The 17,656-nt window shown below is 71.6% G+C and carries 18 protein-coding genes; 10 read left to right on the top strand and 8 right to left on the bottom strand.

What is annotated here, in order from left to right; all coding sequences use genetic code 11:
- Positions 1–51 precede the first annotated feature (51 nt).
- The 3 genes from PZB77_RS03975 (at position 52) to PZB77_RS03965 (ending at position 2,825) form a co-directional block, all read left to right on the top strand.
- On the top strand, positions 52–804 hold the full coding sequence (locus PZB77_RS03975) for a hypothetical protein (protein ID WP_275491124.1): 753 nt from the start codon (positions 52–54) through the stop codon (positions 802–804).
- Between the two features lie 49 nt (positions 805–853).
- Entirely contained in the window at positions 854–1,501 is a 648-nt protein-coding gene (locus PZB77_RS03970) for a class F sortase (RefSeq protein ID WP_275495904.1), read from the top strand.
- Between the two features lie 208 nt (positions 1,502–1,709).
- Complete coding sequence (locus tag PZB77_RS03965) at positions 1,710–2,825, top strand: glycerate kinase (protein ID WP_275491123.1); 1,116 nt, start codon at positions 1,710–1,712, stop codon at positions 2,823–2,825.
- A gap of 15 nt (positions 2,826–2,840) precedes the next feature.
- On the opposite strand, the gene PZB77_RS03960 is transcribed toward PZB77_RS03965, so the two are convergent.
- Positions 2,841–3,524 carry a helix-turn-helix domain-containing protein gene (locus PZB77_RS03960; RefSeq protein WP_275491122.1) on the bottom strand — a complete coding sequence of 228 codons (684 nt, stop codon included), beginning with the start codon at positions 3,522–3,524 and terminating at the stop codon, positions 2,841–2,843.
- 406 nt (positions 3,525–3,930) lie between these two features.
- On the opposite strand from PZB77_RS03960, the gene PZB77_RS03955 reads away from it, so the two are divergent.
- The 5 genes from PZB77_RS03955 to PZB77_RS03935 are packed head-to-tail and all read left to right on the top strand — an operon-like array spanning position 3,931 to position 8,797.
- Positions 3,931–4,728 carry an ABC transporter ATP-binding protein gene (locus PZB77_RS03955; protein WP_275491121.1) on the top strand — a complete coding sequence of 266 codons (798 nt, stop codon included), beginning with the start codon at positions 3,931–3,933 and terminating at the stop codon, positions 4,726–4,728.
- Positions 4,725–5,528, top strand: coding sequence for an ABC transporter ATP-binding protein (locus PZB77_RS03950; RefSeq protein ID WP_275491120.1), 804 nt, complete (start codon positions 4,725–4,727; stop codon positions 5,526–5,528). Before PZB77_RS03955 ends, PZB77_RS03950 begins: the two co-directional genes overlap by 4 nt.
- Positions 5,525–6,415, top strand: a complete 891-nt coding sequence (locus PZB77_RS03945) for a branched-chain amino acid ABC transporter permease (protein WP_275491119.1) — start codon at positions 5,525–5,527, stop codon at positions 6,413–6,415. The genes PZB77_RS03950 and PZB77_RS03945 overlap by 4 nt, the downstream gene beginning before the upstream one ends.
- Before the next feature lie 55 nt (positions 6,416–6,470).
- Entirely contained in the window at positions 6,471–7,550 is a 1,080-nt protein-coding gene (locus PZB77_RS03940; RefSeq protein WP_275495903.1) for a branched-chain amino acid ABC transporter permease, read from the top strand.
- The gene (locus PZB77_RS03935) at positions 7,547–8,797 is read left to right on the top strand and encodes an ABC transporter substrate-binding protein (protein WP_275491118.1); all 1,251 of its coding nucleotides are present in this window, start codon (positions 7,547–7,549) and stop codon (positions 8,795–8,797) included. The genes PZB77_RS03940 and PZB77_RS03935 overlap by 4 nt, the downstream gene beginning before the upstream one ends.
- A gap of 94 nt (positions 8,798–8,891) precedes the next feature.
- On the opposite strand, the gene PZB77_RS03930 is transcribed toward PZB77_RS03935, so the two are convergent.
- The gene (locus PZB77_RS03930; RefSeq protein WP_275491117.1) at positions 8,892–10,127 is read right to left on the bottom strand and encodes an MFS transporter; all 1,236 of its coding nucleotides are present in this window, start codon (positions 10,125–10,127) and stop codon (positions 8,892–8,894) included.
- 99 nt (positions 10,128–10,226) lie between these two features.
- On the opposite strand from PZB77_RS03930, the gene PZB77_RS03925 reads away from it, so the two are divergent.
- The gene (locus tag PZB77_RS03925) at positions 10,227–10,493 is read left to right on the top strand and encodes a UBP-type zinc finger domain-containing protein (RefSeq protein ID WP_275491116.1); all 267 of its coding nucleotides are present in this window, start codon (positions 10,227–10,229) and stop codon (positions 10,491–10,493) included.
- Positions 10,494–10,627: 134 nt separating this feature from the next.
- Positions 10,628–11,086: an SRPBCC family protein gene (locus PZB77_RS03920; RefSeq protein ID WP_275491115.1), complete on the top strand. Its 459-nt coding sequence runs from the start codon at positions 10,628–10,630 to the stop codon at positions 11,084–11,086.
- A 164-nt stretch (positions 11,087–11,250) separates the two neighbouring features.
- Here the strand turns inward: PZB77_RS03920 and pssA are convergent, their stop codons facing one another.
- The 6 genes from pssA to PZB77_RS03890 all read right to left on the bottom strand — a co-directional run bounded on the left by pssA (position 11,251) and on the right by PZB77_RS03890 (position 17,647).
- Positions 11,251–12,078, bottom strand: coding sequence for a CDP-diacylglycerol--serine O-phosphatidyltransferase (gene pssA / locus PZB77_RS03915; protein ID WP_275495902.1), 828 nt, complete (start codon positions 12,076–12,078; stop codon positions 11,251–11,253).
- Positions 12,079–12,100: 22 nt separating this feature from the next.
- A complete protein-coding gene (locus PZB77_RS03910; protein WP_275491114.1) occupies positions 12,101–12,748 on the bottom strand; it encodes a phosphatidylserine decarboxylase in 648 nt (215 codons plus the stop codon).
- A gap of 180 nt (positions 12,749–12,928) precedes the next feature.
- Complete coding sequence (locus PZB77_RS03905; RefSeq protein WP_275491113.1) at positions 12,929–14,134, bottom strand: acyl-CoA dehydrogenase family protein; 1,206 nt, start codon at positions 14,132–14,134, stop codon at positions 12,929–12,931.
- Between the two features lie 23 nt (positions 14,135–14,157).
- Positions 14,158–14,664 (bottom strand): MaoC family dehydratase, encoded by a 507-nt coding sequence (locus PZB77_RS03900; protein WP_275491112.1) that lies wholly within the window; start codon positions 14,662–14,664, stop codon positions 14,158–14,160.
- Between the two features lie 2 nt (positions 14,665–14,666).
- Positions 14,667–15,638, bottom strand: coding sequence for a CoA ester lyase (locus tag PZB77_RS03895; RefSeq protein WP_275491111.1), 972 nt, complete (start codon positions 15,636–15,638; stop codon positions 14,667–14,669).
- Positions 15,635–17,647 carry a protein meaA gene (locus PZB77_RS03890; protein WP_275491110.1) on the bottom strand — a complete coding sequence of 671 codons (2,013 nt, stop codon included), beginning with the start codon at positions 17,645–17,647 and terminating at the stop codon, positions 15,635–15,637. The genes PZB77_RS03895 and PZB77_RS03890 overlap by 4 nt, the downstream gene beginning before the upstream one ends.
- Positions 17,648–17,656: the final 9 nt, after the last annotated feature.

The following is a 17,656-nucleotide window of genomic DNA, read 5'->3' as shown; positions in this document are numbered from 1 at the left end:
TGAGTGCCCTCCCATTAGTACGACAATCGTTCTGGCTTCAAGGAGTCACGCATGCCCCTCTCCGCCTCCACCCGTACCCACGCGCTCCGCGCCGGCACGCTCGTCGCCGCCGCCGGAATCGCGCTCACCTGTGCCCCCGAGGCGTTCGCCATCCCCGGCGACAGCGGCGACCTCACCATCGTGGAGATCCGCAACGCGGGCCGCGACACCCGGGGCAATGGCGGACCGATCTGCCAGTTCCGGCTGTCGGCCAACAACTTCGAGACGCTCCAGGCAGTTCCCTGGACCATCACCGAGCTGCCGCTGACCGTCCCGCCCGGCAACGTGCTCGCCGGTACCCTCCCCCTCTCGCAGGGCCGGGCCCGCAGCCCGCTCTACCAGCTGCCGGACGGTACCTACCAGCTCCAGTGGGTCGTCCCGGGCAGCCTGACCAAGCAGCGGACCTTCGTCGTCAACTGCCCCGACGAGAGCCGGGGCGCCCGGGGTGGCGAGCGCAACGACGGTTCCGGCCGGCCCTCCTCCGGCAACCAGGCGTCCGGGAACGAGGCATCGGGGAACGCCTCCACCGACGGTGCGGGCGCCGACGCCACGTCCTCCGACACCAAGGCCGCCCCGGGCGACCGTCCCTCCGGCGGCGTCCCGGCCGGCGGTGGTGGCGCGGCCACCCTCCAGGCCGCCGGCTACGACGGTGGTTCGGGCATGAACACGGGGACCACCCTGGGCGTGGGTGCCGGGGTGGCCGGCCTCGCCGGCCTCGTCCTGGCCCGCCGGGCCGCTCGCCGCCGCGCCCGTGGCGAGGCATAACACTCGACGACGGCGGCGCCGGGGGCCGAGTCGCGCATGCCGTCTCACCCTGACGCTGTGCGCGACCTTCTCCCTCGTGGCGGGCATCGTCCGGCTCTGCGGAGATCCGTCCGGCGAGGCGGTGGCGCATGCCGCCCGCGGCTCCGACGCCGCGGGCGGCGGGGCGCCGCCGTTCCGCAGAGCCCCCCACCGGATGCCCGAGCGCATCCCCGCCTCCCACCCTCCCCTGAGCCCGTCCCGGGCGGTGAAGGTCGCGATCCCCGCGATCTACATCGAGGCTCCGCTCGTCGGCCTGAGGCTCGACGCCCGGCGCCGGCTGGGCGCCCCGCCGATCGACCGGCCCAAGGTGGCGGGCTGGTACCAGGACGGTCCGTCACCAGGGGAGGCCGGAACGGCCCTGATCGTGGGCCACCGGGACACCGCGACGGGCCCCGCCATCTTCCTGAACCTCAACGCGCTGCGTCACGGCGACACCGTCAAGGTCACGCGCGCGGACCGGCGGACGGCGGTCTTCACCGTCGACACCGTCAAGACCTACAAGAAGAGCGAGTTCCCCGACGACAAGGTCTACGGGGCGACCAACCGGCCGGAACTCAGGCTGCTGACCTGCGGCGGACGCTTCGACAAGAAGACCGGCTACTCCGCCAACGTCGTCGTCTTCGCCCACCTCACCTCCCTCACCACCAGAACCGCCTGAACCTCCCTCACCCGGGCCGGACGAGAAGAACCCACGCGCTCCCCACGACGGGCCGCACGCCTCGCGCGCGGCCCGTCGGGCGTGCTCCGGGCGACCGCCGGCCCGTCCCGGACCCCGTGGGCGTCCGGGACGGGCTGCGGATAGGGTCGGGGCGGCCGAACGCAGGTGCGACGACAAGGGATGTGACGTGGCGGACGGAGCAGCAGAGATGGCGACCGCGAGAGTGCTGGTCGCGGCGGACAAGTTCAAGGGGTCCCTCACCGCGGCGCAGGTCGCGGAGCGGGTCACCGCCGGACTGCGCCGCGCGGTCCCCGGCCTGCACGTGGAGACGCTGCCCGTGGCGGACGGCGGCGACGGCACCGTCGCGGCCGCGATCGCCGCCGGCTTCGAGCGCAGGGAAGCCCGGGTGACCGGTCCGCTCGGTGAACCGGTGGACGCCGCGTACGCGCTGCGCGGCACCACCGCCGTGGTGGAGATGGCGGAGGCGTCCGGACTCCAGCACCTGCCACCTGGCGTCTTCGCCCCGCTCACCGCGACCACGTACGGCGCCGGCGAACTGCTGCGGGCCGCCCTCGACGACGGCGCCAAGACCCTCGTCTTCGGCGTGGGCGGCAGCGCCACCACCGACGGCGGCGCGGGCATGCTGACGGCGCTGGGCGCCCGCTTCCTGGACGAGGACGGCGCACCCGTCGGTCCGGGCGGTGGTGGACTCGCCCGCCTCGACCGGGCGGACCTCACCGGACTCGACCCGCGCCTGGCCACCGTCGATCTCGTCCTCGCCAGCGACGTGGACAACCCGCTGACCGGCCCGAAGGGCGCGCCCGCGGTGTACGGGCGCCAGAAGGGGGCCACCGACGAGGACATCGCGGCCCTGGACGCGGCGCTCTCCCGCTACGCCACCGTCCTCGGCCCCGAGCAGGCCGCGCTGCCCGGCGCCGGAGCGGCCGGCGGTATCGGCTACGGCGCGCTGGTGGGGCTGGGGGCCCGGTTCCGCCCGGGAATCGACGTCATGCTGGACGTGCTGGGGTTCGCGCCGGCGCTGGCCCGTGCCACCCTCGTCATCACCGGCGAAGGCTCGCTCGACGAGCAGACCCTGCACGGGAAGGCACCGGCCGGAGTCGCCGCCGCAGCCCGTGCCGCCGGTGTGGAGGTCGTCGCGGTCTGTGGGCGACTGGCGCTGACGGCCGCGGAGCTGGAGAAGGCGGGCATCGCCCGCGCCTACGCGCTGGCGGACGTGGAACCCGACCCGGCCGTCTCCATGGACCAGGCCGGACCGTTGCTGGAACGGGTGGCCGAGGCCATCGCCCGGGACCGCCTGAGGTGACCGACGCCGCCCCGTTCACCGGGGCGGCGGTGCCAGGCGGAGCGCGTCCAAGGCCAGGGTGAGCTCCACCAGTTCGCGCGGCCACGCCGGTGACCTCGCGGTGAGCCGTTCCAGCCGTCGCAGCCGGTTGAGCACCGTATTGCGGTGGCAGTACAGCCGGGCCGCCGCCCGCCCCGCCGAGCCGCCGCACTCCAGCCACGCGTCCCAGGTCGCCACCAGCACCTCGCGTTCGGCCGCCGGCAGCGTCAGCAGGGGGCCCAGTACGTCCCTCACCAGCCGTTGCGTCAACTCCGGTTGGCTGACCATCAGCGCGGCGGGAAGGCGCCGGTCCAGTGTGACGACCGTGGTTCCGTCCGGTGGGCAGGTCAGCAGGGCCACCTCGGCGAGCCGCCGGGCCGTCGGCAGTTCGGTGAGGCCGGCGACGGCCGGTCCCACCCCGCCCCGGCCCGCGTGCCGGTCGTTCAGCCGCCGGGCCAGGTCGGCCGGCTCCTGATCCCCGAGGGACACGAGGGCGGTGTCCCGCTCGGTTCCCGGCTGCCAGAGGAACCGCGGAGGCCCGTCCCCCGCGCCGTCACCGCCGTCGAGGGGGCAGACGGGCGGTACGCCGCTCCCGTCGCCCACGAGCGCGACGACCGCGTACCTCCCGCGCTCCGGCAGGTCCAGGGCGGCCGCCGCACGTCCGGCGAGGTCCGGCGTCACGGGACCCGTCAGAAGTGCGCCGAGCAGTCGTCGGGCAGACCCGTCCTCGCACCGCGGCATCCGTTCCCCCCTTCGTCGCGAGCCGGAAGGCCGCGCGTCGTGGCGAGGATGACACCGGCCGCGCCCCTCGTGGACACGAGCACGCCGCCTCTGTGCGCGCGCACAACACCGCGCCATCCTCACTGGTCGCCCGCATCGAGTCGGCCGTACCCCGTGGACGGGCGGCGGGGGCCGGTGCTGGTGTGTGGCACCACGGGACGCCGCACCGGAGCGATACGCCCGACGGCCCCGCGGGGCCCGTCGCCCACCGAGGCGGCGCCTGCGGCGGATCCGGACGGGCCCGTACGCCAATAGGCCGCCGACGGCCCGGAATCACCACGACGAGAAGGCGGAAGGAGGAGGACGCATGGCAACGCTGGAGATCCGCTCGCTGTCCGTGGGCTACGGCCCCGTACGGGCGCTGCGGGACGTCTCGGTCGACGTGCCGGCCGGCACGATCACCGCCGTGCTCGGCGGCAACGGCGCGGGCAAGACCACACTGCTGCGGGCCGTGTCGCGGACCCTCGGCTTCCACCGCGGAAGCGGCACCGGCACCATCCACTTCGACGGCCGGCCCCTGGACGGGCTGCGGCCCGCACAGGTGGTCGCCGCGGGAGTGGTCCAAGTACCCGAAGGGCGACAGGTGTTCGCCCGGATGACGGTGGCCGACAATCTGCGGGCCGGTGCCCTCGGAGCCCGCGGTGGACGCAAGGAGGCGGCCGCCACCCTGGCCCGCGTCCACGAACTGTTCCCGGTGCTCGCCCAACGAACGCACCAGCGGGCCGGACTGTTGTCGGGCGGCGAACAGCAGATGCTGGCGATGGGACGGGCGTTGATGGCCGGACCCCGGCTGCTCCTGCTCGACGAGCCGTCCCTCGGCCTCGCCCCCCTGATGGCGGCGAAGATCGCCGAGACCGTCCGGGAGATCAACGCGGGCGGCACCTCCGTGATGCTCGTCGAGCAGAACGCCGCGATCGCTCTGCGTCTCGCCTCCACGGCGTACGTCCTGGACGTCGGGGAGGTGGCCCTCGGTGGCCCGGCCGCCGAACTCGCCGCCTCCGACGAGGTGCGCCGCCGCTACCTCGGCGTCGTCGACGAGACGGCCGCCGAGGACGCGGGCGCGGCCAGTGCCGTCACCCGCACCCTGAGCAGGTGGTCCGCGTGAGCCCCGCAGCCGCCACCGTCGCACCCGCCAAGCCCGCTCCGCTCACCGTCCGCGACGTGACCGTCAAGTTCGCCGGGCTCACCGCCCTGGACGCGGTCTCCTTCACCGTCGAACCCGGCAGCGTGCACGCCGTCATCGGCCCCAACGGCGCCGGTAAATCGACCACCTTCAACGTGCTCTCCGGGGTCTACCGGGCCACCTCCGGCACCGTCCACCTCGGATCCACCGACATCACCCGGCTGCCCGCGCACCGGATCGCCGCCCTCGGGGTCGCGCGCACCTTCCAGAACCTCGCGCTCCCGCCGCACGCCACCGTCGCCGAGAGCCTGCTGCTCGGCCGGCACCGGCTGATGCGCTCCGGGTTCCTCGCCGCCGGACTCCGCCTGCCGTCCGCCGCCCGGGAGGAACGCCGCCACCTCCGACGGGTCCACGAGATAGCCGAGTTCATCGGCCTCGACGCCGAACTGGACCGGCCCGCCGGAACGCTCCCGTACGGCGCGCAGAAGCTGGTCGAACTCGGCCGGGCGCTCTGCATGGAGCCCGAGGTACTGCTCCTCGACGAACCCGTCGCCGGCATGACCGCCGACGAACGCCGCCGGACGGCCGCCGTGGTGGCCGGGGTCCGCGACAGCCTCGGCATCTCCATCGTCCTCGTCGAGCACGACATGGGCGTGGTGATGCGGCTCGCGGACGCGGTGACCGTACTCGACTTCGGACGCAGGATCGCGGACGGCACCCCCGCCCAGGTCCAGAACGACCCGGCCGTCGTCAGCGCCTACCTGGGAGAAGAACAGGAATGACCACCTTCGTCGAACTCCTCCTGGGCGGCCTCTCCATCGGATCGGTCTACGCCCTCATCGCCCTCGGTTTCGTCGTCATCTTCAAGGCGACCGAGGTCGTCAACTTCGCGCACGCCTCCCTGCTCCTGGCGGGCGGATACGTCACCGCGGTGCTCCACGACGACATCGGCTTCTGGCCTGCCCTCGCCGTCGGCATCGCCGGCGCGGCGGTCGTAGGCGCCGCCGTCGAGTTCCTCGTCATGCGCCGCTACCGGGGCAGCGACCACAGTGTGCTGGCGATCGTCACCATCGGCGTCGACATCCTGCTCACCACCGAACTGACCCGGCGCATGGGCACGGACGTACTCCCGCTCGGCGATCCCTGGGGCGACGGCGTCGTCACCGTCGGCGGGGTCACCCTCGCCCAGACGAGGATCGCCGCGTTCGTCGCCGCCGCGCTGCTCATCACCGCGTTCCTGCTCGCCTTCCGCTTCACCTCCTGGGGCGTGTCGATGCGGGCCGCCGCGGAGAACCCGCCGACCGCAGCCCTCATGGGCATCAGGCTCGGCCGGGTCTCCCTCGCCGCATGGGCGGTCGCCGGGGCCCTCGCCGCCGTCGCCGCCCTCTTCCTCACCGTCTTCCCCACCCCCGGACTCGAACGGGCCACCTCCCTCGCCGCCCTCAAGGCGTTCCCCGCGGCGATCCTCGGCGGCCTCGACTCGACCACCGGGGCCCTCGCCGGCGGACTCCTCGTCGGCGTCACCGAGTCCTTCGCCACCGGTTACCAGAGCGACCTCTCCTTCCTCGGACGGGGCATCGGCGACCTCGCCCCCTACCTGGTGATGCTGATCGTCCTGCTGATCAGGCCCGCCGGACTCTTCGGTACGAAGGAGCCGGCCCGTGTCTGAGACCACGCCGGACGTCCCGCGCGACCGGGCGGTCACCCCGTCCGCCGCTCCGGGCATCACGACCCCCTCGGCCCGCGCGTACGGCGCCTACGCGCGCCGCCCGCGCCCCTACCTCTGGCTCGCCGGCTCGGTGCTGCTGCTGGTGTTCCCGTTCTACCTGGACCGCTTCTGGCTCCAGGCCGGACTGTTCGCCATGGCCGCCGCGATCGGCGCGATCGGGATCAACCTGCTGACCGGCGCGACCGGGCAGCTCTCCATGGGGCACGCCTTCTTCCTCGCCGTCGGCGCGTACGGATACTGCGTCCTGGCCGGTGGGTCGAGCAACGAGAACGGCCACAGCCTGACCGGACTCGGCCTGCCGACCTGGCTCGCGGCAATCCTCGCCGTGGCGCTGGCCGGAGTGGCCGGGGGGATCTTCAGCCCGATCGCGAGCCGGCTGCGCGGCGCCTACCTCGGCATCGCCACCCTCGCGCTCATCTTCATCGGCCAGCACGTGCTGTTCAACGCGGGCTCGCTCACCGGCGGCTTCAACGGCCGTGCCGTGCCCCCGCTGTCGCTCTTCGGGTTCACCTTCGACGACTCCGAACTCCTCGTCGCCGCCGTGCCGTTCGAATCCTCCGAGAAGCTCTGGTACCTCGCCCTCGCCGTCCTCCTGCTCAGCGGCCTGTTCGCCCGCGGCGTGCTGCGCGGCCGGCCCGGCCGGGCCCTCAACGCCATCCGGGACCACCGCATCGCCGCAGGGGTGATGGGCGTCCCGGTCGCCCGGTACCGCGCCGGGGTCTTCGTCCTCTCGTCCATGTACGCGGGCCTGGCGGGCGTGCTGCTCGCGCTGGTCTTCCAGCGGACCGTCCCCGAGTACTTCGGCATGGTCCTCTCGCTCGAGTACCTCGCCATGATCGTCATCGGCGGTCTCGGCAGCGTCGCCGGCGCGGTGGTCGGCGCCGCCTTCGTCTCCCTGCTCCCGCAGGTGCTCACCCACTACAGCGAGTCCCTCCCGCTGGTCTCCGCCCCCGGTACGGGCGGTATCGCACCCGGTGAGGCGTCCCGCTATCTCTACGGCGCCGCGATCGTCGCGGTGGTCCTGTTCATGCCCGGCGGCCTTACGCGTCCGAAGAAATCAGGGGAGAAGAAATGAGAAAGCGTGTGCTCGGAGCCGTTGTGGCGGCTCTCGCCCTCACCCTCGCGGGGTGCAGCGGAAAAGCCACCGAAGGGAAGGACACCGAGGCGGACAAGGGCGGCGTCAAGACCGGCCAGGGCGTCACCGAATCGGCCATCACCCTCGGCTCGCTGACCGACATGACCGGGGTTTACGCCTCCCTCGGCAAGAGCGTCACCCAGGCCCAGCAGCTCTGGGTCAAGCAGACCAACGCCGCCGGCGGCATCTGCGACCGGAAGATCGAACTGACCGTCCGCGACCACGGCTACGACCCGCAGAAGGCCATCGCCGCCTACACCGAGCTCGAGCCCGACGTCCTCGGCTTCACCCAGTTCATCGGCTCGCCGTTCGTCGCCGCCGTCGAGCAGCGCATCGACGGTCAGGACCACGGTGTGGTGCTGCCGCAGGCGTGGTCGGCCAACCTGCTCGGCTCGCCGTACGTCCGCGTCATCGGCGCCACGTACGACATCGAGACGATCAACCTGGTCGACTACCTGGTCAGCGAGAAGCGCATCGCCAAGGGCGACAAGATCGGCCAGGTGTACTTCGAGGGCGACTACGGCGAGAACGCGCTCGCCGGAGCCAAGTACGCGGCCCAGCAGGCCGGCCTCACCGTCGTCGAGCAGAAGATCAAGCCGACCGACAACGACATGACCGCCCAGGTCTCCGCCCTCAAGCAGGCGGGCGTCAAGGCGATCATCGTCAGCGCCGGCCCCCGCCAGGCGGCCTCCCTGGTCGGCGTCGCCGCGGCGACCGGCTTCAAGGTCCCGGTGGTCGGCAACAACTCCGCCTTCGCCCCGCAACTGCTCGCGACCCAGGCCGGCCCCGCGCTGCTCGGCGACTACTACGTGGCCGCCTCCACCCTGCCCATCGGCGACCCGGGCGCCGGACCCTCGAAGCTGGCCAAGGAGTACGCCGCCGCGTACCCGAAGGACGGCCTGGACAACGGCGTCGTCGCCGGCTGGACCGCCGCCTCCGTGTACGGCGAGGCCCTGAAGAAGGCCTGCGACGCCAAGGACCTCACCCGCGAGGGCGTCGACAAGGCGCTGCTCACCATCACGGGGTACGGCAGCGACTTCGGGATCTCCCACGACTTCACCGACCCGAAGGCGCCCTCCACCCGGCAGAGCGTCATCCTGAAGCCCGACGCGAAGGCCCCGGGCGGGCTCGTCGTGGTGCGCCCGGCGGCGGTCTCGCCGGCCGCCGAGTCGTACACCCTGAAGTAGCCGCGCTCCCCGCGGCGACACCGCTGACCGCCACCGCGCGCTGAAGGGCCCACGATCCCGGGCCCTTCAGCGCGCGGCCGCGTCCGGCCCGGGGTCAGACAGCGGACAGCGTCCGCCGGGCGGCCGCCCAGACGGTCAGCGCGAGGGCGAGGAGGAACCCGGCGCCCCCCATCACCCCACCCCAACCGCCGCTCTGCCAGAGGACGGACGCCAGCGCCGAACCGATCGTGCCGCCGAGGAAGTTACCGGTGACGAAGGCCGTGTTCAGCCGGCTGCGGCTCTGCGGTTCCACGCTCATCAGCCGGGTCTGGCCGAGGACGTTGCACCCCTGGACACCCACGTCCAGCAGCAGGACCGCGATCAGTACGACGACGATCGAACGGCCGCCGAATCCGGCGAGCGCGACCGAGGCCAGCGCCAGCAGCAGGGCCGCACCGGTGCCGCCCACCGACCATCCCCGGTCGTGCAGGCGACCGGCCCGCTGGGCGGCGAGCGCGCCCGCGAGGCCGACGAGCCCGACCAGCCCGATCCGCGTCACCGAGTAGTCGAACGGGGCGCTGCTGAGGAGGAACGTCAGGGACGTCCAGAACATGGTGAACACCATCATGCAGAGGGCGCCCAGGGCGAGCGTGATCCGTACCGTCCGGTGCCGCCCCACCGTGGTGAGGACCGACTTCAGGAGCGCCGCATAGCCGACCGGCGCCTTGGACGGGACCGTCGGCAGCACCCGCGCCAGCACCGCGGCGAGGACCACCGTCAGCACCGCCGCCACCCCGTAGACCGCACGCCAGCCGAACGCGTCGGCCACCATCCCGCTGATCGTGCGCGAGACGAGGATCCCGCTGAGGATGCCGGAGACGACGGTACCGACGACGCGGCCGCGCTGATCGTCATCGGCCAGATCACCCGCCAGCGGGACGAGGAGCTGCCCGGCCACCGTGGTCAGCCCCACCAGCGCGAGCGCGACCAGCAGCACACCGAAGCCCGGCGCCGCCGCACAGGCCGCCAGGGCGACGGCGGACGCCAGCATGACCGCCGGAATGAGACGGCGACGGTCGAGCCGGTCGCCGAGCGGCACCACCAGGAACGCTCCGAGCGCGTAGCCGATCTGCGTGAGGGTGACCAGAAGTCCGGCCGCGCCGGGGCTGATGCGCAGGGAACGCCCGATCGTGTCCAGCAGGGGCTGCGCCCAGTACAGGTTGCCGACCGCGGCGCCGGCGGCCACCGCGAACAGCAGGGTGAGGCCGCGGTTCATACCGCGCGGGGGAGAAGCCGTCACGGACGGTGCGCGACCGCGTACCGCGTCCGCGGCGGAGGGCTGATCGACCATGGACACAAGGGAACCAGTACGACCCCGGCCCTCGTGCACGGGGTCCGCGCGAAGTCCCCACGCCCTGCCGCCCGGCGGACACGGTCGTACGCTCGGCACATGGCCCTCTGCGACGATCTGGACCGGGCGAGTCCGGACACCGCCCCCGCCCCTCCTGCCGACGCCTGCGGCGACTGCCTGGCCGCCGGCCGGGACGACTGGGTGCATCTGCGGCTCTGTCTGACCTGCGGCCGCGTGGCCTGCTGCGACAGCTCCCCGCTGCGGCACGCGACCGCCCACTTCACGGACACCGGCCACCCCGTCGTGCGTTCCCACGAGCCGGGCGAGGAGTGGCGCTGGTGCTTCCGCCACGAGGTACTCGGCTGACCCCGCCGGACGCCACGGCCGCCGGTCCCGCACTTCCCGGTGGGTGCGCGACGGCGGCCACCCGGAGGCAGCCGTTCCGGGTGCGGCGGGGGAGTGCGCCCCGAAGACTGGGCGCATTCCCCGAGGAGGAACCCATGGCCACGCAATTCGAGGCGATCGCCGAGATCGACCGCCCGATCGACGACGTCTTCGCCTATCTCGCCGACGGCGAGAACGACAGGGACTTCAGCCCCCGCGTGCGGAGGATCGAGAAGACCCCGGTCGGTCCCACGGTCGTCGGCACGGTGTTCCGCTCGACGGTCAGGGACGCCGGAATGACCACCGAGCGGGAATTCGCCATCACGGAACTGGTGGCTCCGACCCGGCTCCGCTGGCAGGAGAAGTCGAGGAACACCGTCGCCGCCGCGGACGGCGGGTACGACCTGGAGGCCCTCGCGGACGGGCGTACCCGGGTGCGGATCTTCAACGTCCTCGAAGGCCGCGGCGTCGGCAAGCTGCTGGTCGGATTCGCGGTCAGGGCCGCGCGGAAGGACGCTCCGGCCTTCGGCCTCCGCATCAAGAAGGCGGTGGAGGCCGCCGTCCCGAGCCGCTGAGCCCCGACGCGGCCCTCGGACCCCTTACGGCGGCCCCGAGTCTTGGCGGGGCCGCCGTCGGGGTCCGAGGGCCTTCGCCGGCCGGACGGGCAGAGTGGCCCCGGACGCACGAGTGGCCCGGATGCTCATCGGCATCCGGGCCACTCGTGCGTCCGGGGCGGAGGTTACGGCAGCTGGGCCGCGCGGGCCTCGCGCCGGTTGCCGCGGAAGGTGTTCACGCGCCGCGCGGTCGCGAAGAGCGGGATCACCGCGCCCAGCACGACCTGCAGCGCACAGCCGGTCTGGAGCAGCAGCTGACCGCCCGGAGCGTCGAACGCCCACGCGACCAGGAGCCCCATCGCGGCCACGATCCAGCCGAGCATCGCCACCGCGAGCACACCGCGCGGCTTCGGGTACTCGACCCTGCTGACCATCAGCCACGCCACCCCGACGATCGCGAGGAGGGTGGGCACGAAGGGCAGCTCCAGGAGCACGATGGAGACGACCGTCAGCGCTCCGAAAGGGCTCGGCATGCCCTGGAACATGCCGTCCTTCAGGGTCACGCAGGAGAACCGCGCAAGCCGCAGCACCACCGCCAGCAGCACCACGATCGCGGCGAGCGCCGAGACCCGCTGGTGCGCGTCGTCCGCGACCATCCCGTAGACGAGGACGAAGTACGCCGGGGCGAGACCGAAGCTGATGAGGTCGGAGAGGTTGTCCAGCTCCGCACCCATCGGCGACGACCGCAGCTTGCGGGCGACCAGACCGTCGAAGAGGTCGAAGACGGCGGCCATCAGCATCAGGATCACCGCGGTGGCCGCCGAGTGACGCGCCATCCCCGACTCGTCACTGCCCGTGAGATGCGGGATCAGGATGCCCGTGGTGGTGAAGTAGACCGCCATGAACCCGCAGGTGGCGTTGCCGAGCGTGAGGGTGTCCGCTATCGACAGGCGCATGGAGAGGGGCATGTCCTGAGTGCCGTCCTCGTCGCCGTCCCCGGCGGCCTCGGGCACCCAGTCGGCCTGGGTGTCCGGATCAATCACGGTCAATTCGAGTCACCCCCGCGGTGGTGGCCTGGCCGACCTCGACCGCGACCTCGACCCCTTCCGGCAGGTAGATGTCCACGCGCGAGCCGAAGCGGATCAGACCGATGCGCTCACCCTGCTCGACCTTGGTGCCCTCGGGGAGGTAGGGCACGATGCGGCGCGCGACGGCGCCGGCGATCTGGATCATCTCGATGTCGCCGAGCTCGGTGTCGAAGTGCCAGACGACGCGCTCGTTGTTCTCGCTCTCCTTGTTGAACGCCGGGACGAACCCGCCCGGAACGTGCTCGACCGACGTCACGGTACCGGCCAGCGGAGCGCGGTTGACGTGGACGTTGAGCGGGCTCATGAAGATCGCGACGCGGGTGCGCCCGTCCTTCCACGGCATGATGCTCTGCACCACACCGTCGGCCGGGGAGATCACCCGGCCCTGCGTGATCTCACGCTCGGGGTCGCGGAAGAACCACAGCATGCCCGCCGCGAGCGCGGTGGCGGGTACGGCGACGGCGGCCCAGCGGCCGGACGTGCGCGCCCGGGTCAGGCTGAGCGCCGCGGTGGCGACGGTCGGGAGGAGCCACGGCGAGGCTCCGCGAGCGATGCGGACCCCGCCGCGGTGTGCGGAGGTAGGGCTGTCGGGCATGAATGACCTTCGTAGCGGATGATGCCGCGCTGGCAACGGGGGACGGCGGCTTTCCGTCGATGCTATCGGTTGGTGGCCACAACTGGGCAAGCCAGCACCCGAGTCGGACAGCTGCGGGACCCCGCCCGAGGATCACTGGATGTGATCTTCTTCGCGGTCAAACCACCACTCAAGGGGCAATCAGCCCTGCAAGCGGTACTCCTCCAGCAGTCGGCGGCCAATGATCATCTTCTGGATCTCGGCGGTACCCTCACCGATCAGCAGCATCGGAGCCTCGCGGTAGAGGCGCTCGATCTCGTACTCCTTGGAGAAGCCGTAACCGCCGTGGATGCGGAAGGCGTCTTCGACGACTTCCTTGCAGTATTCGGAGGCGAGGTACTTCGCCATCCCTGCCTCCAGGTCGTTACGTTCCCCGGAGTCCTTTTTGCGGGCCGCGTTTACCATCATGGCATGCGCCGCTTCGACCTTGGTGGCCATTTCGGCCAATTTGAACTGGATGGCCTGGTGCTGGGCGATCGGTTTTCCGAAGGTCTGGCGCTGCTGCGCGTAGGAAACGCCCAATTCGAATGCACGCTGAGCGACGCCACAGCCACGAGCCGCCACGTTGACCCGTCCCACCTCGACTCCGTCCATCATTTGGTAAAACCCTCGGCCGGTGGTGCCACCGAGGACCCGATTGGCCGGAATGCGCAGTCCGTCCATGATGAGTTCCGTGGTGTCGACGCCCTTGTACCCCATCTTGTCGATCTTCCCGGGGATGGTGAGGCCGGGCCTGACCTCGCCGAAGCCGGCCTCCTTCTCCACCAGGAAGGTCGTCATCGACTTGTGCGGGGCCGTGCCCTCGGGGTGTCCTTCGTCACTCCGGCAGAGAACGGCCACCAGCGTCGACGTGCCGCCGTTGGTGAGCCACATCTTCTGGCCGTCGAGGACGTACTCGTCCCCTTCCCTGACCCCCTTGGAGGTGATCGCCGACACGTCGGAGCCGAGAGCCGGCTCCGACATCGAGAAGGCGCCCCGCACCTCGCCCAGCGCCATCCGCGGCAGGAACGTGTCCTTCTGCTCCTGCGTGCCGTGCTGCTTGAGCATGTACGCCACGATGAAGTGCGTGTTGATGATCCCCGACACGCTCATCCAGCCGCGCGCGATCTCCTCCACGCACAGCGCGTAGGTGAGCAGCGACTCGCCCAGCCCGCCGTACTCCTCCGGGATCATCAGCCCGAAGAGGCCCAACTCCTTGAGACCCTCGACGATCTCGGTGGGGTACTCGTCGCGGTGCTCCAGGGCGGTGGCGACCGGGATGATCTCCTTGTCGACGAAGTCCCTCACGGTGGACAGGATTTCCTGCTGTACGTCGGTCAGACCTGCGGTCCGGGCGAGTCGCGTCATGACGGCTTCTCCTGTGGCTCGGCTCAGTGGGCGGCGGGGGTGGGGCGGCCCGGCTGCTCGCCGCCGCGTGCCTCGGTGTACTCCTGCGTGGGGACCATCACCTTGCGCCGGAAGACGCAGACGACGGTGCCGTCCTGCTTGTAGCCCCGGGTCTCGACGTACACGATGCCCCGGTCGCTCTTGGACTTCGACGGCGTCTTGTCCAGCACGGTGGTCTCGCCGTAGATCGTGTCGCCGTGGAAGGTGGGCGCGATGTGCCGCAGCGACTCCACCTCCAGGTTGGCGATGGCCTTGCCCGAGACGTCCGGCACCGACATGCCCAGCAGCAGCGAGTAGACGTAGTTGCCGACGACCACGTTCTTGCCGAAGTCGGTCGTGTTCCGCGCGTAGTTGCTGTCCATGTGCAGCGGGTGGTGGTTCATGGTCAGCAGGCAGAAGAGGTGGTCGTCGTACTCGGTGACCGTCTTTCCCGGCCAGTGCTTGTAGACCGCGCCGACCTCGAACTCCTCGAAGGTGCGTCCGAACTGCATGATCAGGCCTCCGGAGCTTCGAACTTCGAGGTGCGCCGCATCCCGGCGGCCCGGCCCTTGCCGGCGACGACCAGCGCCATCTTGCGGCTGGCCTCGTCGATCATCTCGTCGCCGAGCATCGCCGAGCCCTTCTTGCCGCCCGCCTCCGAGGTGCACCAGTCGTAGGCGTCGAGGATCATCTCGGCGTGGTCGTAGTCCTCCTGCGACGGGGAGAAGACCTCGTTGGCCGCGTCGACCTGGCCGGGGTGGAGCACCCACTTGCCGTCGAAGCCCAGCGCCGCGGCACGGCCGGCCACCTCGCGGTAGGCGTCCACGTCACGGATCTGGAGGAACGGTCCGTCGATCGCCTGGAGGTCGTGCGTGCGGGCCGCCATCAGGATGCGCATCAGGATGTAGTGGTACGCGTCCGCGCCGTAGCCGGGCGGCTGCTGACCGACGACCAGGGTCTTCATGTTGATGGACGCCATGAAGTCGGCCGGACCGAAGATCAGGGTCTCCAGCCGGGGCGAGGCGGCCGCGATGGTGTCGATGTTCACCAGGCCCTTGGCGTTCTCGATCTGCGCCTCGATGCCGATCCGGCCGACCTCGAAGCCCATCGTCTTCTCGATCTGGGTGAGCAGCAGGTCGAGCGCCACCACCTGTTCGGCGTCCTGCACCTTCGGCAGCATGATGCAGTCGAGGTTCGGCCCGGCACCCTCGACGACCGTGATGACGTCGCGGTACGTCCAGTGCGTGGTCCAGTCGTTGACCCGTACCACCCGGGTCTTGCCGGTCCAGTCGCCGTTGTTGAGCGCGTCGACGATGGTGTGCCGCGCCCCTTCCTTGGCGAGCGGCGCGCAGGCGTCCTCCAGGTCGAGGAAGACCTGGTCGGCCGGGAGCCCCTGTGCCTTCTCCAGGAAGCGCGGGTTGGAGCCGGGAACGGCCAGACACGAGCGGCGGGGGCGCAGCCGGTTCACGGGCGTGGGCGTGGTCATGCGGGGACCTCCAGAGGGTCGAGCGTGTGGGCTTTGCGGATCTCGTCGACGATACGGCCGATGATCTCCGTGATACCGAAGTCCTTCGGGGTGAAGACGGCGGCGACCCCGGCCCGGACGAGGACGGCGGCGTCGGCGGGCGGGATGATCCCGCCCGCGATCACCGGAACGTCGTCCGCGCCCGCCTCGCGCAGCCGGTGGAGCACGTCGGGGACGAGCGCGGCGTGCGAGCCGGAGAGGATCGACAGGCCCACGCAGTGCACGTCCTCGGCCAGGGCGGCGGAGACGATCTGTTCGGGCGTCAGCCGGATCCCCTGGTAGACCACCTCGAAGCCGGCGTCGCGGGCGCGTACGGCGATCTGCTCGGCGCCGTTGGAGTGCCCGTCGAGCCCCGGCTTGCCGACCAGCAGGCGCAGCCGTCCGCAGCCCAGGTCCTCGGCGGTACGGGCGACCTTGGCGCGGACCTCCGCCAGTGGGGTGCCCGGCTCGGCGGTGACGGCGACCGGCGCGGAGGAGACCCCGGTGGGCGCCCGGAACTCGCCGAACACGTCCCGCAGCGCCCAGGACCACTCGCCGGTGGTCACTCCGGCGCGGGCGCACTCGAGCGTCGCGGCCATCAGGTTCTCCGTGCCGGCGGCGGCCTTCTTCAGGGCAGCCAGCGACTCGGAGGCGCGCGTCTCGTCGCGGTCGTCGCGCCAGGCGTGCAGGGCGGCCACCACCCGCGCCTCGTTCTCGGGGTCCACCGTCATGATGGCGCCGTCCAGGTCGGCGGTGAGCGGACTGGGCTCGGTCCCCTGGTGGAGGTTGACACCGATGACCTTCTCCTCGCCGCTCTCGATGCGGGCCCGCCGCGCGGCGTGCGAGGAGACCAGCTCGGACTTGAGGTAGCCCGACTCGACGGCGGCCATCGCACCGCCCATCTGCTCGATCCGGTCGATCTCGGCGAGCGACTCCTCCACCAGCTCGTCCACCTTGGCCTCGATCACGCGCGATCCGGCGAAGATGTCCTCGTACTCCAGCAGGTCGCTCTCGTGCGCGAGGACCTGCTGGATGCGGAGCGACCACTGCTGGTCCCAGGGGCGGGGCAGGCCCAGCGCCTCGTTCCAGGCGGGGAGCTGCACCGCGCGGGCACGGGCGTCCTTGGAGAGGGTGACGGCCAGCATCTCCAGCACGATCCGCTGGACGTTGTTCTCCGGCTGCGCCTCCGTGAGGCCGAGGGAGTTGACCTGGACGCCGTAGCGGAACCGCCGCTGCCTGGGATCGGTGATGCCGTACCGCTCGCGGGTGATGCGGTCCCAGATCCGTCCGAAGGCGCGCATCTTGCACATCTCCTCGATGAACCGGACGCCCGCGTTCACGAAGAACGAGATGCGCCCGACCACCGCGCCGAACTCCTCCTCGGGCACCTGCCCGGAGTCGCGCACCGCGTCCAGGACGGCGACGGCCGTGGACAGGGCGTAGGCGATCTCCTGGACGGGGGTGGCCCCGGCCTCCTGGAGGTGGTAGCTGCAGATGTTGATCGGGTTCCACTTCGGGATGCGGCCGACGGTGTACGTGATCATGTCGGTGGTCAGCCGCAGGGAGGGTCCCGGCGGGAAGACGTGCGTCCCGCGCGAGAGGTACTCCTTGACGATGTCGTTCTGGGTGGTGCCCTGGAGCAGGTCGGGGTCGGCGCCCTGCTCCTCGGCGACCACCTGGTAGAGCGCCAGCAGCCACATCGCCGTGGCGTTGATCGTCATCGAGGTGTTCATCCGCTCCAGCGGGATGTCCTGGAACAGCCGGCGCATGTCACCGAGGTGCGAGACCGGGACCCCGACCCGCCCGACCTCGCCGCGGGCGAGGACGTGGTCGGGGTCGTAGCCCGTCTGGGTGGGCAGGTCGAAGGCGACGGAGAGACCGGTCTGGCCCTTGGCGAGGTTGCGCCGGTAGAGCTCGTTGGACGCCTCGGCCGTCGAGTGGCCCGCGTACGTCCGCATGAGCCAGGGACGGTCCTTGTGACGTTCGGTCATCGGGAGACC

This window comes from Streptomyces sp. AM 2-1-1, from assembly GCF_029167645.1.
In the GTDB taxonomy this organism is placed as follows: domain Bacteria; phylum Actinomycetota; class Actinomycetes; order Streptomycetales; family Streptomycetaceae; genus Streptomyces.
The sequence above is the reverse complement of the archived record's forward strand: the minus strand, read 5'-3'. Positions and strand labels throughout refer to the sequence as shown.

Bases quoted from the DNA above. Each gene is read 5' to 3' on its own strand.
- PZB77_RS03910 (WP_275491114.1), bottom strand. From the start codon at position 12,748: ATGCCCGACAGCCCTACCTCCGCACACCGCGGCGGGGTCCGCATCGCT.
- PZB77_RS03905 (WP_275491113.1), bottom strand. From the start codon at position 14,134: ATGACGCGACTCGCCCGGACCGCAGGTCTGACCGACGTACAGCAGGAA.
- PZB77_RS03930 (WP_275491117.1), bottom strand. From the start codon at position 10,127: ATGGTCGATCAGCCCTCCGCCGCGGACGCGGTACGCGGTCGCGCACCG.
- PZB77_RS03890 (WP_275491110.1), bottom strand. From the start codon at position 17,647: ATGACCGAACGTCACAAGGACCGTCCCTGGCTCATGCGGACGTACGCG.
- PZB77_RS03955 (WP_275491121.1), top strand. From the start codon at position 3,931: ATGGCAACGCTGGAGATCCGCTCGCTGTCCGTGGGCTACGGCCCCGTA.
- PZB77_RS03895 (WP_275491111.1), bottom strand. From the start codon at position 15,638: ATGACCACGCCCACGCCCGTGAACCGGCTGCGCCCCCGCCGCTCGTGT.
- PZB77_RS03965 (WP_275491123.1), top strand. From the start codon at position 1,710: ATGGCGACCGCGAGAGTGCTGGTCGCGGCGGACAAGTTCAAGGGGTCC.
- PZB77_RS03935 (WP_275491118.1), top strand. From the start codon at position 7,547: ATGAGAAAGCGTGTGCTCGGAGCCGTTGTGGCGGCTCTCGCCCTCACC.
- PZB77_RS03975 (WP_275491124.1), top strand. From the start codon at position 52: ATGCCCCTCTCCGCCTCCACCCGTACCCACGCGCTCCGCGCCGGCACG.
- PZB77_RS03920 (WP_275491115.1), top strand. From the start codon at position 10,628: ATGGCCACGCAATTCGAGGCGATCGCCGAGATCGACCGCCCGATCGAC.
- PZB77_RS03900 (WP_275491112.1), bottom strand. From the start codon at position 14,664: ATGCAGTTCGGACGCACCTTCGAGGAGTTCGAGGTCGGCGCGGTCTAC.
- PZB77_RS03945 (WP_275491119.1), top strand. From the start codon at position 5,525: ATGACCACCTTCGTCGAACTCCTCCTGGGCGGCCTCTCCATCGGATCG.
- PZB77_RS03925 (WP_275491116.1), top strand. From the start codon at position 10,227: ATGGCCCTCTGCGACGATCTGGACCGGGCGAGTCCGGACACCGCCCCC.